Source organism: Pantoea sp. GL120224-02, from assembly GCF_900215395.1.
GTDB classification, from domain to species: Bacteria; Pseudomonadota; Gammaproteobacteria; order Enterobacterales; family Enterobacteriaceae; genus Pantoea; species Pantoea communis.
In genome coordinates, this window is record NZ_OBEC01000016.1 from 107,592 (window position 1) to 118,769 (window position 11,178).

9 protein-coding genes, 1 rRNA gene and 1 riboswitch are annotated in these 11,178 nt (G+C 52.9%); of the genes, 8 read left to right on the forward strand and 2 right to left on the reverse strand.

The window, feature by feature from the left end; translation table 11 throughout:
- Window positions 1–10: 10 nt before the first annotated feature.
- The 3 genes from CRO33_RS22840 to oxyR all read left to right on the forward strand — a co-directional run bounded on the left by CRO33_RS22840 (window position 11) and on the right by oxyR (window position 3,860).
- The gene (locus tag CRO33_RS22840) at window positions 11–1,228 is read left to right on the forward strand and encodes an argininosuccinate synthase (protein ID WP_038644110.1); all 1,218 of its coding nucleotides are present in this window, start codon (window positions 11–13) and stop codon (window positions 1,226–1,228) included.
- 76 nt (window positions 1,229–1,304) lie between these two features.
- On the forward strand, window positions 1,305–2,678 hold the full coding sequence (gene argH / locus CRO33_RS22845) for an argininosuccinate lyase (RefSeq protein ID WP_097119679.1): 1,374 nt from the start codon (window positions 1,305–1,307) through the stop codon (window positions 2,676–2,678).
- Between the two features lie 264 nt (window positions 2,679–2,942).
- Window positions 2,943–3,860, forward strand: a complete 918-nt coding sequence (gene oxyR / locus CRO33_RS22850) for a DNA-binding transcriptional regulator OxyR (RefSeq protein WP_097119680.1) — start codon at window positions 2,943–2,945, stop codon at window positions 3,858–3,860.
- On the opposite strand, the gene sthA is transcribed toward oxyR, so the two are convergent.
- Window positions 3,843–5,243 (reverse strand): Si-specific NAD(P)(+) transhydrogenase, encoded by a 1,401-nt coding sequence (sthA, locus tag CRO33_RS22855; RefSeq protein ID WP_021506825.1) that lies wholly within the window; start codon window positions 5,241–5,243, stop codon window positions 3,843–3,845. The genes oxyR and sthA overlap by 18 nt on opposite strands.
- Before the next feature lie 194 nt (window positions 5,244–5,437).
- Here sthA and fabR point away from each other — a divergent pair, with 194 nt between their 5' ends.
- Both fabR and CRO33_RS22865 read left to right on the forward strand, forming a co-directional pair.
- Window positions 5,438–6,082 (forward strand): HTH-type transcriptional repressor FabR, encoded by a 645-nt coding sequence (gene fabR, locus CRO33_RS22860; protein WP_034823706.1) that lies wholly within the window; start codon window positions 5,438–5,440, stop codon window positions 6,080–6,082.
- Between the two features lie 18 nt (window positions 6,083–6,100).
- Window positions 6,101–6,457 carry a YijD family membrane protein gene (locus CRO33_RS22865; RefSeq protein ID WP_097119681.1) on the forward strand — a complete coding sequence of 119 codons (357 nt, stop codon included), beginning with the start codon at window positions 6,101–6,103 and terminating at the stop codon, window positions 6,455–6,457.
- 36 nt (window positions 6,458–6,493) lie between these two features.
- On the opposite strand, the gene trmA is transcribed toward CRO33_RS22865, so the two are convergent.
- Window positions 6,494–7,597 (reverse strand): tRNA (uridine(54)-C5)-methyltransferase TrmA, encoded by a 1,104-nt coding sequence (gene trmA, locus CRO33_RS22870; protein ID WP_097119682.1) that lies wholly within the window; start codon window positions 7,595–7,597, stop codon window positions 6,494–6,496.
- A gap of 112 nt (window positions 7,598–7,709) precedes the next feature.
- A riboswitch (cobalamin riboswitch) is annotated at window positions 7,710–7,889 on the forward strand.
- Between the two features lie 70 nt (window positions 7,890–7,959).
- Here trmA and btuB point away from each other — a divergent pair.
- From btuB to CRO33_RS22890, 3 genes are all read left to right on the forward strand, one after another.
- The gene (gene btuB, locus CRO33_RS22875; protein WP_097119683.1) at window positions 7,960–9,831 is read left to right on the forward strand and encodes a TonB-dependent vitamin B12 receptor BtuB; all 1,872 of its coding nucleotides are present in this window, start codon (window positions 7,960–7,962) and stop codon (window positions 9,829–9,831) included.
- Complete coding sequence (gene murI, locus CRO33_RS22880; protein WP_097119684.1) at window positions 9,776–10,627, forward strand: glutamate racemase; 852 nt, start codon at window positions 9,776–9,778, stop codon at window positions 10,625–10,627. Before btuB ends, murI begins: the two co-directional genes overlap by 56 nt.
- 396 nt (window positions 10,628–11,023) lie before the next feature.
- Window positions 11,024–11,178: ribosomal RNA gene (locus CRO33_RS22890) — 16S ribosomal RNA — on the forward strand; the annotation flags it as partial.

The window sequence follows — 11,178 nt, forward strand, 5'->3', positions numbered from 1 at the left end:
GATTTAAGACATGAGCACGCAAAACATCAAAAAAATCGTTCTGGCCTATTCTGGCGGTCTGGATACTTCGGCCATCATTCCATGGTTGAAAGAGAATTACGGCGGTTGTGAAGTGGTGGCATTCGTGGCCAACATTGGCCAGGACCCAGCCGATCTGGAAGGCGTTGAGAAGAAGGCGCTGCAGTCTGGTGCATCTGAGTGTCACGTTGCTGACCTGCGTGAAGAGTTCATCAGCGAATACGTGTATCCCGTGCTGCAAACCGGTGCTTTGTACGAAGGCACTTACCTGCTGGGCACCTCAATGGCACGTCCAATCATCGCCAAAGCGCAGGTTGAGCTGGCGCTGAAAGTCGGTGCAGACGCGCTGTGCCACGGTGCGACCGGTAAAGGCAACGATCAGGTGCGTTTTGAAACCACCTACACCGCACTGGCGCCACAGCTGAAAGTGGTTGCGCCATGGCGTGAGTGGGATCTGCGTTCACGTGAAGCGCTGCTGGATTACCTGAAAGTGCGTAACATCCCAACGACGGCATCACTGGAAAAAATCTACAGCCGTGATGAGAACGCGTGGCACATCTCTACTGAAGGTGGCGTGCTGGAAAGCCCAGCGAATGCACCGAACAAAGATTGCTGGGTGTGGACCGTTGATCCACTGGAAGCGCCAGATCAGCCAGAGAACGTCACTGTGACCGTTGAGAAAGGTCGTGTGGTGGCGGTAAACGGCGAGAAGCTGAGCCCGTTCCAGTGTCTGGAAAAACTGAACGTGCTGGGCGCGAAACACGGCGTGGGTCGTATCGACATCGTGGAAAACCGTCTGGTCGGTATCAAATCTCGCGGCTGCTATGAAACCCCTGGCGGCACCATTATGGTCAACGCACTGCGTGCGGTTGAGCAGCTGGTACTGGATCGTGACAGCTTCAAATGGCGTGAGCAGCTGGGCCACGAAATGTCATATGTAGTTTACGACGGTCGCTGGTTTGCGCCGCTGCGTAAATCTATCCAGGCTGCTGCCGAGTCCCTGGCAGAAGAGGTGAATGGCGAAGTGGTACTGCAGCTGTATAAAGGCCACGCCACTGCGATTCAGAAAACCTCGGCGAACAGCCTGTACTCGGAAGAGTTCGCGACCTTCGGCGAAGACGAAGTTTACGACCACAGCCACGCGGGCGGCTTCATCCGTCTGTTCTCTCTCTCTTCACGCATTCGTGCACTGAACGAGCAGAAGAAGTAATACCGCGGCAGATAACACATTTTGCAAGGGCGGCTTCGGGCCGCCCTTTCTATAACAGCATTCAGGAGTTAAGCAGATGGCACTTTGGGGCGGACGTTTTTCGCAGGCAGCAGACCAACGGTTTAAACAGTTCAACGATTCACTGCGTTTTGACTATCGTCTGGCGGAGCAGGACATCACCGGTTCGGTAGCGTGGTCTAAAGCGCTGGTTACCGTGAATGTGCTGAGCAGCGATGAGCAGCAGCAACTGGAAGCCGCATTGAATGAACTGCTGGCAGAAGTGCACGCCAATCCAGAGCAGATTCTGCAAAGCGATGCCGAAGATATCCATAGCTGGGTAGAAGGCAAGCTAATCGACAAAGTCGGCGCACTGGGCAAAAAACTGCACACTGGCCGTAGCCGTAACGATCAGGTCGCTACCGATCTGAAACTGTGGTGCAAAGAGCAGGTCGCAGTGCTGCTGGACGCCACGCGTGAACTGCAATCAGCCCTCGTTGCCACCGCTGAAGCCAATCAGGATGCGGTGATGCCGGGCTATACGCACCTGCAGCGCGCGCAGCCGGTGACTTTTGCGCACTGGTGCCTGGCGTATGTCGAAATGCTGGCGCGTGACGAAAGCCGTCTGCAGGATACGCTGAAGCGCCTAGACGTGAGCCCGCTGGGCTGTGGCGCACTGGCCGGCACCGCATATGAAATCGATCGCCAGCAGCTGGCGGGCTGGTTAGGCTTTGCCTCTGCCACACGTAACAGCCTTGATACCGTGTCTGATCGTGACCACGTGCTGGAGCTGCTGTCGGATGCCTCAATCGGCATGATTCACCTTTCACGTTTCGCAGAAGACCTGATTTTCTTCAACACTGGCGAAGCGGGCTTCCTTGAACTGTCTGACAAAGTAACGTCGGGTTCTTCATTGATGCCACAGAAGAAAAACCCGGATGCACTGGAGCTGATTCGCGGCAAATGTGGCCGTGTACAAGGCGCACTGACCGGCATGATGATGACACTGAAAGGCTTGCCGCTCGCCTACAACAAAGACATGCAGGAAGACAAAGAAGGCCTGTTCGATGCGCTCGATACCTGGGTTGATTGTCTGCATATGTCAGTACTGGTGCTGGACGGCATTCAGGTGAAACGTCCACGTTGTCAGGAAGCGGCCGAGCAGGGTTACGCCAACTCCACCGAACTGGCGGATTATCTGGTGGCCAAAGGTGTACCGTTCCGTGAAGCGCACCACATTGTTGGTGAAACCGTGGTTGAAGCGATCAAGCAGGGCGTGGCGCTGGAAGCGTTAAGCCTGGCGCAATTGAAGCAGTTCAGTGCGGTGATTGAGGATGACGTTTATCCGATTCTGTCGCTGCAATCCTGCCTCGACAAGCGTAATGCACAGGGCGGTGTGTCGCCTCAGCAAGTCGCATTTGCCATCGCTGAAGCGAAAAAGCGTTTAGGCTAAAAAAAGAGCGGGCTCCTTTTCGGTAGCCCGCCAACCTCTAGCTTCAGAAATACATATTGTTATAGGCACATCATCAAGGGCTGGCACTCCCGGCCAACACTTTGATTTTTACCGCTGATTGCAGGTGATGCTCGACGTCATCTCAGCGTCTTTTTCAACATTGCTTGCTATGGCCGGTATTATTCCTGTTCATCGCTTGATAGGGCCAATCGTTCATTGCTATTCTATCTATCGCCACGGGCTATCGTGGTTTGGAGGAAATCAATGAACATTCGTGATCTGGAGTATCTGGTTTCGCTTGCGGAGCATCGCCATTTCCGGCGTGCAGCTGATGCGTGTCATGTCAGCCAACCTACCTTGAGCGGTCAAATTCGAAAGCTTGAAGATGAGCTCGGTGTGATGCTGCTGGAGCGTACCAGCCGTAAGGTGTTATTTACCCAGGCTGGACTGTTGCTGGTGGATCAGGCGCGAACTGTGCTGCGCGAAGTCAAAGTGCTGAAGGAGATGGCGAGCCAACAGGGCGAAGCGATGTCCGGACCGCTGCATATTGGTCTGATTCCAACCACTGGCCCGTATTTGCTGCCGCAGATCATTCCCATGCTGCATCAAACCTTCCCTAAACTCGAAATGTACCTGCACGAAGCGCAAACGCAGCAACTGCTGGCACAACTCGACAGTGGCAAACTGGATTGCGCGATTCTGGCGCTGGTGAAAGAGAGCGAAGCCTTTATTGAGGTGCCGCTGTTTGATGAGCCAATGAAGCTGGCGATCTACAAGGATCATCCATGGCACGATCGCGATCGTGTGCCGATGTCTGATCTGGCCGGCGAAAAGCTGCTGATGCTGGAAGATGGCCACTGCTTGCGCGATCAAGCCATGGGCTTCTGCTTTGAAGCCGGTGCGGATGAAGATACCCATTTCCGCGCAACCAGCCTGGAAACGCTACGCAACATGGTCGCGGCAGGAAGCGGCATTACTTTGCTGCCTTCGCTGGCGGTGCCGAATGAGCGAGTGCGTGATGGCGTGTGCTATCTGCCTTGCTATAAGCCGGTTCCGCAGCGCACGATTGCTTTGGTTTATCGCCCAGGATCACCTCTGCGCAGCCGCTATGAGCAGCTGGCAGAAGCAATCAAAACCCACATGCAGGGTCATCTGGACACGTCGTTAAAACAGGCGGTTTAAGCCGTTGAGCGCCGCGACGCGATAGGCCTCGGCCATGGTCGGATAGTTGAAGGTGGTATTCACGAAGTACTCGATCGTGTTGCCGCCGTTCTTCTGCTCCATAATGGCTTGCCCGATGTGAATAATTTCTGCCGCACGTTCGCCAAAGCAGTGAATACCTAAAATCTCTTTGGTTTCACGATGGAACAGAATCTTCAGGCTACCCACGTGCATCCCCACAATCTGCGCACGCGCCAGATGTTTGAACTGCGCACGACCCACTTCGTAAGGCACTTTCATCGCAGTCAGCTGCTGTTCGGTTTTACCCACTGAGCTGATCTCCGGAATGGTATAAATCCCGGTGGGAATATCTTCGATCAAATGAGCAGTGGCTTCACCTTTAATGATCGCCTGTGCCGCAATTCGGCCCTGATCGTAGGCGGCTGAAGCCAGGCTCGGATAACCAATCACGTCGCCCACTGCATAGATGTGCGGCTGCGCAGTCTGGTACATGCTGTTCACTTTCAACAGGCCACGACCATCAGCTTCCAGCCCAACATTTTCCAGCGCCAGTGAATCGGTGTTACCGGTACGGCCGTTCGCATACAGCAGGCAATCCGCTTTCACTTTCTTGCCCGACTTCAGGTGCATGATCACGCCATCACTCACACCTTCAATCTTCTCGAACTCTTCGTTGTGACGAATCACCACGCCGCTGTTCCAGAAGTGATAGGAGAGCGAATCTGACATTTCCTGATCGAGGAATGCCAGCAAACGATCACGGGTGTTAATCAAATCCACCTTGACGTTCAGGCCACGGAAAATTGATGCGTATTCGCAACCAATCACACCGGCACCGTAGATGATCACATGGCCAGGTTCATGATGCAGATTGAGGATGGAGTCGGAGTCGTAAATGCGTGGGTGCGTAAAGTCGACGTCTGCAGGATGGTAAGGACGTGAACCGCACGCAATCACGAATTTTTCTGCGGTTAAGCGTTCGCGGGTGCCATCGGGCTGTTCAACTTCGATGGTGTTGGCATCAACAAAATGGGCATCGCCCTGATAAAGCTCACAACGGTTGCGCTCATAAAATCCCTGACGCATTGCCGTTTGCTGACTGATAACGTTTTCGGTGTGATTCAAAATGTCAGCAAATGAGGAGCGCAGGAGTCGGGTGTGATCGCTATAAAGAGGGTTTTGATTGAACTCGATAATACGGCTGACAGCGTGACGTAAAGCTTTGGAGGGGATGGTCCCCCAGTGAGTACAACCGCCGCCGATATTATGGTAGCGTTCGATCACTGCAATGCGCGCTCCCTGCTTCACCAGGCCCATTGCCGCACCTTCGCCGCCAGGACCTGAGCCAATCACAATGGCATCGTAATCGTAAGACTTTTGCATACCAGTACGTCCTATTTTTCTATCACATTTTTACAACGAGATTCTAACATCTCACCGCGCACTTCTGAATTCTAACAGCGAAAAATCCCCAGTTTTGACAAAGCGTGAGGTACACAGGCGGTCACAAACTTTGCGCCACTGTACGCTGAAAAGTTTGTTATAGTGCCTTCCAGATCACTTAAAAGGCCGGGAAAATGGGCGTCAGGGCGCAACAGAAAGAACGTACAAGACGTACGCTGATTGAAGCAGCCTTCAGTCAGTTAAGTGCAGAAAGGAGTTTTGCCAGCCTGAGTTTGCGTGAAGTTGCGCGTGAAGCCGGGATTGCACCTACCTCGTTTTATCGTCACTTTAAAGATGTGGATGAACTGGGTTTGACCATGGTCGACGAAAGCGGCCTGATGTTACGCCAGTTGATGCGCCAGGCACGCCAGCGCATTGCCAAGGGCGGCAGCATCATCAAGACCTCCGTTTCCACATTTATGGAATTTATCGGGAACAATCCCAACGCTTTTCGTCTCTTACTACGCGAGCGCTCCGGAACATCGGCCGCGTTTCGTGCCGCAGTTGCGCGAGAAATTCAGCACTTTATTGCTGAGCTCGCGGATTACCTTGAGCTGGAAAATCGGATGCCGCGCAGCTTTACCGAAGCGCAGGCCGAAGCCATGGTGACCATCGTGTTCAGCGCCGGTGCGGAAGCGCTGGATGTGGATATCGAACAGCGTCGCAAGCTGGAAGATCGCCTGGTGCTGCAATTGCGCATGATCGCCAAAGGCGCTTATTACTGGTATCGCCGGGAGCAGGAACGTCTGGCGGTGACCCTGGAAAAACCCGAAGAGTAATGTGATAAGGATAATGAAATGATTGAGCAAGACCCACGCGATAAAGGAACCCTGTTGTTGGCTTTTATCACCGGTTTAGCGATCAACGGCTCCTTTTCGGTGCTGTTCAGTACGTTTGTGCCTTTTTCGATATTCCCGCTGATCGCCCTTGGCCTCGCAGCCTGGTGTCTGCATCAGCGTTATCTTAACCGCAATATGCCCGATGGCATGCCTTCACTGGCCGCGGCGTTTTTCCTGTTGGGTATTCTGGTGTATAGCGCGCTGGTGCGTGCTGAATATCCGGATATCGGTTCCAACTTCATCCCGACCATTTTGATGGTGGCGCTGGTGTTCTGGATTGCCACTCGCTTCCGCCGCGCCAGGAACAAAAGCTAAATACAACAACGGGAACCGCAGGGTTCCCGTTTTGTTTTACGCTTTACGCGTGAGCCAGACGCCGCATTCCATATGATGGGTGTACGGGAACTGGTCGAACAACGCTAGCCGCGACACGTCATGCGTTTCACTCAGCGTGGCAAGATTGTCGCACAGGGTTTGCGGGTTGCAGGAGATATACAGGATGCGTGGATACGCCTGCACCATCTTCACGGTTTCCTCATCCAGGCCACTGCGTGGTGGATCGACAAAGATGGTCTCGCATTGATAGCTCTTCAGGTCGATACCTTCTAAGCGGTTGAAGCTGCGCACGCCATTCATCGCCTGCGTAAACTCTTCCGCCGCCATGCGAATGATCTGCACATTGTCGATATGGTTGGCGGCAATATTGTACTGCGCCGACGCCACCGAAGGTTTCGCGATCTCGGTTGCCAGTACGCGATGGAAGTTTCGCGCCAGCGCCAGTGAGAAGTTGCCGTTGCCGCAGTAAAGCTCCAGCAAATCACCACGTGAGCCCTGAGTGACATCCAGCGCCCATTCCAGCATCTGAATGTTCATCGCCGCATTAGGCTGGGTGAAGCTGTTCTCCACCTGACGATAAATCATCTCTTTGCCCGCTACGGGCAGGCATTCATCGACGTAATCGCGATCAAGGCAGATTTTGGTTTTGGTCGCACGGCCAATCAACTGCACATCGATGCCTTCAGCGCGCAGGGTGTCGCGCAGCGCGGTGGCGGCTTCCGTCCAGTCCGCTTCCAACTTACGGTGATACAACAGCGAAATCACAATCTGATTGCTCATCGTCGACAGGTAGTCGATTTGGAAAAGCTTGAAACGCAGCGCTTTGTTATCACGGATCGCATCGATCAATTTTGGCATCAACTGGTTGATCAACGCGCTGGCAGCAGGGAATTGATCCACACGGATGCGCTGCTTAGTCTCTTGATCAAAGATGATGTGGTACAGATCGTCGCCATCATGCCAGATACGGAATTCGGCGCGCATACGGTAGTGGCTGACCGGTGAGCGGAACACCTCCACGTCAGGCGCGGCAAAGGGCACCATCATCGCCTGTAAACGGCTGACTTTTTCCGCCAGTTGCGCGTCGTATTGTTCAATCGGGAGCTGTTCGGGTGTCATCTTTAATCCTGGTAATAAACTAGCTTGCCGGGCGATTGTAGGCATTCACCTGCTGATGTCCAGTTCTGTGAGAAGATGATGGCTGGCAGTCTGGATTCCCGACCTTCTTAACCGTAGACTGCGACTGCCGGCCTCCTTGAGTTAAAAGGGAATCCAGTGTGAATCTGGAGCTGACGCGCAGCGGTAAAAGAATGTCATGGTGATCGATCATTAAACACTGTCCTGTGGGATGGGAAGTTTTTCACCATTTATGATTCTCAGCCCGAAGACCTGCCGGTGTGTCGTCGCAATCACTGCAACCATCGCGTGCTATCGGTTGTAGGCCTGCGGCATCCTGCTTCGTCTTTTGGATGCTTACAACAATGAATAAAAGCAAAACTACGCTGTGTGCCTTCAGTGCAACGGCGCTTTCACTCTGGGCTGCGTATGGCTACGCTCAGGATGATGATACGCAAATCGTTACCGCTAATCGTTTCGCTCAGCCGGTTTCATCGGTGCTGGCACCGACAACGGTAGTCACCCGTGAAGAGATCGATCGCTGGCAGGCGAAAAGCCTGACGGATGTGATGCGCCGTTTACCGGGCGTGGATATCGCGCAGAATGGTGGCCTTGGTCAATCCAGCTCGATGTTTATCCGTGGTACTAACTCCAGCCATGTGCTGATATTAATTGACGGCGTTCGCCTCAATCAGGCGGGTATTTCTGGTTCGTCTGATCTAAGCCAGATTCCGTTGTCACTGGTGCAGCGCATCGAATATATCCGTGGCGCGCGTTCAGCGGTTTATGGTTCGGATGCGATTGGTGGGGTGGTGAACATTATTACCGGCCGTGATAAAGCAGGTACCACGTTGACGGCGGGTGTCGGTTCCAATGGCTACCAAAGTTATGATGGTTCCACGCAGCAAATGCTGGGGGATGCCACCAAACTCACCATGGCGGGTAATTATACCTACACCAAGGGTTACGACGTGGTGGCCAACTTGCCTGACGTTTACGGCGATCCCGCGCAGAAAGACCGTGACGGCTTTATGAGCAAAACCTTGTATGGATCGTTGGAGCATCAATTTAACGATGAATTCAGCGGTTTCGTGCGTGGCTATGGTTTCGACAACCGAACGGCTTACGATGGTTACCCTACTTATGTAGAGCCGAACACCTTTGTCGATACTCGCCAGCTTTACAGCCAAACCTGGGATACCGGTCTGCGCTTCAATCAGGGTATCTACTCATCCCAATTAATCGCCAGCTACAGCCATACCAAAGATTACAACTACAGCCCGCAACTCGGTAAATACGATGCGACCGCCTCATTAAATGATGTTCAGCAGTACAACCTGCAGTGGGGTAACACTGTGCAGGTCGGACATGGTGCGATCAGCGGGGGCGTGGACTGGCAGAAACAGACTTCAGAACCGGGTACTAACTCCACTATTGAAGGTCAGGAACAACGTAATACTGGGATTTATGCTACTGCGCAGCAGCAATTTGGCAGCGTAACGCTGGAAGGGGCAGTACGTGGCGACGACAATGATGCGTTTGGCTGGCATAACACCTGGCAGAGCAGTGCCGCGTGGGAGTTTGTTGACGGCTACCGTGTTTTCGCTTCTTACGGTACGGCATTCAAATCGCCGAATTTAGGACAGCTTTACAGCCAGACGTATGGTAACCCGGATCTGAAGCCTGAAAAGAGCAAGCAGTGGGAAGGGGGCTTTGAGGGGCTGACGGGCCCGGTAAACTGGCGTGTATCCGGCTACCGCAATGATATCGACAATCTGATTGATAGCGACCCAAGCACTTACGTTTATTACAACATCGATAAAGCACGCATCAAAGGGGTGGAAGCCACAGCATCCTTCGATACTGGCCCGCTCAGCCATCAAATCTCATACGATTATGTTGATGCGCGTGATGCAGAGACTAATCAGCAGCTAGTACGCCGTGCTAAGCAGCAGGTGAAATACCAACTCGACTGGACAATCTACGATTTTGACTGGTCTGTGACCTATCACTATCTTGGCGATCGTTACGATAACGATTACAACCACTCTTACACGCCGCAGCGCGTGAAATTGGGCGGTGTGAGCTTGTGGGATCTCGCAGTCTCGTATCCGGTCACATCGCAACTCACCGTTCGTGGTAGAATTGCCAACCTGTTCGATAAAGACTACGAGACAGTGTATGGCTATCCAACTCCAGGAACGGAGTATTACCTCAGCGCCAGCTACAGCTTCTGATCCGCGTCCCACCGTGCTGGTGTTTGACTCCGGCGTCGGTGGGCTCTCCGTCTATGATGAGGTCCGGCAGTTATTGCCGGATCTTCACTATTTATATGCCTTCGATAATGAAGGTTTCCCTTACGGTGAAAAAACCGAAGACTTTATTGTCGAGCGTGTGGTTGCTGTGGTTGAGGCGATTACAAAACGCTTCCCGCTGGCATTAGTCATCATTGCCTGTAACTCGGCTAGCACCGTTTCTTTACCTGCACTGCGTGAGCGATTCGAGTTTCCTGTTGTCGGTGTTGTGCCGGCGATTAAACCTGCTGCGCGTCTCACGCGTAATGGTGTCGTGGGATTACTGGCAACGCGCGGCACGGTAAAACGTCCTTATACTCATGAGCTGGTGGCGCAGTTTGCGCGCGAGTGCAAAATCGAAATGCTGGGTTCTGCTGAACTGGTAGAGCTGGCGGAAGCGAAACTGCATGGTGAAGGGGTGGAACTCTCTGATGTGCGCCATGCTGTGCAACCCTGGCTTCGTATGAAAGAGCCACCTGACACTGTCGTCCTGGGATGTACGCACTTTCCTCTATTGCGTGACGAGCTGCAAATGGTACTGCCTGAAGGCACGCGGCTAGTGGATTCTGGTGCAGCCATTGCACGCCGCACAGTATGGTTATTAGAACATGAAGCGCCGCACGCCGTTTCTTCTGGTCAGAATATGGCGTTCTGCACGCTTATGGATGAGGAGGCGGTGCAATTATCACCGGTTCTACGGCGTTATGGCTTTCCATTGCTGGAAAAACTGGCGATTTAGTGGGGTTTCGACGAAAAAAACAACACTCAGAATTTAATTTGCATTTAGCGCTTGTCAGCCAAAAAGAAATCCCTATACTGCGCCTCCACTGACACGGAACAACGGCTTACGAAGCGAAGTGTTCAGGAGGTGGTCTTCAAGGCAACCTTCAGAAAAGCAAAAATAAATGCTTGACTGAGAATGCGGAAAGCGTAATATACGCATCCCGCGCCGCTTGAGAAATCGCGGCACTGCTCTTTAACAATTTATCAGACAATCTGTGTGGGCACTCGCAGGATTGATATCAACGTCTCCGGACGTAAAAAATATCAAGTCTCACGAGTGAACACATAATGAAATTCATTATGACGTTTTACAGATGAGCATCGCTGAACTTGTTGCAGCAAATCAAACTTTAAATTGAAGAGTTTGATCATGGCTCAGATTGAACGCTGGCGGCAGGCCTAACACATGCAAGTCGAACGGTAGCACAGAGAGCTTGCTCTCGGGTGACGAGTGGCGGACGGGTGAGTAATGTCTGGGAAACTGCCCGATGGAGGGGGATAACTACT